Origin of the sequence: Paramuribaculum intestinale (assembly GCF_003024925.1) — a bacterium.
In the GTDB taxonomy this organism is placed as follows: Bacteria; Bacteroidota; Bacteroidia; order Bacteroidales; family Muribaculaceae; genus Paramuribaculum; species Paramuribaculum intestinale.
This window is the reverse complement of record NZ_PUED01000304.1, coordinates 1-1,949: the sequence shown is the minus strand read 5'-3', so window position 1 is coordinate 1,949 and position 1,949 is coordinate 1. Positions and strand designations below refer to the sequence as shown.

The window sequence follows — 1,949 nt, the reverse complement described above, 5'->3', positions numbered from 1 at the left end:
AATTGGAGGCAAAGTTCTTGGCAGTACGACCGCCATAGCGCGACAGCCGGGTAAAATTGACTTTGCCCGGAATCAACGCTACAGTGCGTATTGTTAAAATCAGCCAGTTGAGGAACCTTTTGCTCATCTTGGTTGTAGTATTTTCAAATACCGACTTACACTGAAAGGTGAAGTCTTTGAGAATCGCCAATACGTTCATATTGTTTAATGTTTTTATAATGAACGCTTTGGCGATTCGTTTGTATTTGACAATTCGATATATTAACTTAACTTTCAACTACTTCGGTAATTTTTACCGAATCATTGAATTTATACAGACATGAAAAGAAATGTGGTGCAGCCGGTCGTCGGGCTGATGCTGACGGCTCTGACGGCTGCATGTGGAGCGAAAAACGACAATGCGGCGGGCGGTGCGTCGTCGCTGGCGGCTTTCGATCAGTTGCCGGTCGTAGCCGAGCGTGTGCAATTGCCCGATGGAGGTTCTATCGTGGTGGCTGATCCCGGCAAGGCGGGCGAGAAGGTGACGCTGAAACTGTCGGATCTTGCCGATGACCTGAAGATCGTAAGACTTGAAAACTCCGACGATGCTCTTGTCGGGGCGGGGCAGACCTGGATCACGGGTGAGCGTATCATTGTCTACAGCGATGGCGTCGTGAAGCAGTTTGATTTCGAGGGCAAATACCTGGGTCAGATCGGCGCCAAAGGCAATGGACCCGGAGAGTATTCCATCGCGCCCTACGATTTCTATGTAGATGCCGATGCCGGACGTATATATATGGTGCAGTATAACGCCACAAAGCTGATGAGCTATAATTCCGACGGAACCTTTGCCGGCGACATCCCTCTTGCGCGCCAGATGCCTAAGGGCGCGGTGAGAGTCGACACGAAGCGGCAGCGCATCACGGCTGTGTCGATCTGTTTCGACGGCTCTAAATCCCGCGACGAGGTGTGGGAACAGGATTTCGACGGCAACATTCTGTCGTCGGTGTCCATGCCATGGCTGGAGATGCCTATGGATTTCAGCAGCGAACTTTACAGTGACATAGGCAGCCGTGCCGAGGGATTCAGCTATGCGATGTTTCGCATCGATGCCGCAGCCGATTCGCTCTACGGATACGACGGCCGGACGCTGCGGCCTGTATTTACGGCAGGCATAAAGGAGGGTCTGATGCACAAGTATGACCGCCTCGGAGGCATGTATCTCTTCCTCAGCTTCGGAGAGCCGCAGGCTGTCAACGACAACAGTTACGTCATTCCGTCGCAGACTCCGATGCTTGTCGATCCGGTCAGCCTGCGCGGAGCGTATTGCAATATTATGGTCGACTGCATCGGCGAAGTGCGCTGGGACAGCGGTTGGGCATTCTCCAAAAGCCCCGGTTATTTTGTAATGAATTCGAGCCCTGGTGGTCTTTCGTCGTGGATCGACAAGAGTATCGAGCAATATGATATTTCCGGCGATGAGCTGAAAAAACTCAAGGATTTTCAGGCCACGCTCGACGAAGACGACAACAACATCGTCATATTCGGGCGCTGGAAGTGACGGCCGGTAGCTGACCGGTCAGTGTAACGCGGTGAGTCGTAGCCATTATGGCGGCGGCTCACCCTTTTTTTATGGCCGTCTGGGGTCAGAACGAGTACTGGCATTTTGTGTTAAAAAAAATTAAATAGGGGGGGGGTAGTTATAAAAAGTTAACTGAGTTTTCGGATATGTGTTGTAAATTTGACAAAAATTGGTGAACAAAACATTAGTGCACCATAACGGAGCGACAGTGTAAATACCAGCGGCAGAGGCCGCGAATGAGTTCAGATTATAACCCTAACGACGAACTATATTAAAAACCAAATAAAATGAGGCAAAAATTACATCCACCTTAGATTATTTGAGAATGGTCTTGCCGCAGTCCGCTCTTGGGGGCGGTTTAGGCCGCCCCCGCCGCTCGGGCATCCCC

The 1,949-nt window shown here is 50.8% G+C and carries 2 protein-coding genes; one reads left to right on the top strand and one right to left on the bottom strand.

Annotation, left to right across the window (positions count from 1 at the left end; all coding sequences use genetic code 11):
- Positions 1–199, bottom strand: a 199-nt coding sequence (locus C5O24_RS14395; protein WP_205961127.1) for a hypothetical protein, incomplete at its 3' end; no start/stop codon positions are given.
- A 120-nt stretch (positions 200–319) separates the two neighbouring features.
- Between C5O24_RS14395 and C5O24_RS13000 the strand changes: the two genes are divergently transcribed.
- Complete coding sequence (locus C5O24_RS13000) at positions 320–1,540, top strand: DUF4934 domain-containing protein (protein WP_107036083.1); 1,221 nt, start codon at positions 320–322, stop codon at positions 1,538–1,540.
- Positions 1,541–1,949 lie beyond the last annotated feature (409 nt).

Coding starts and splice junctions, on each gene's coding strand:
- C5O24_RS13000 (WP_107036083.1), top strand. CDS start 320: ATGAAAAGAAATGTGGTGCAGCCGGTCGTCGGGCTGATGCTGACGGCT.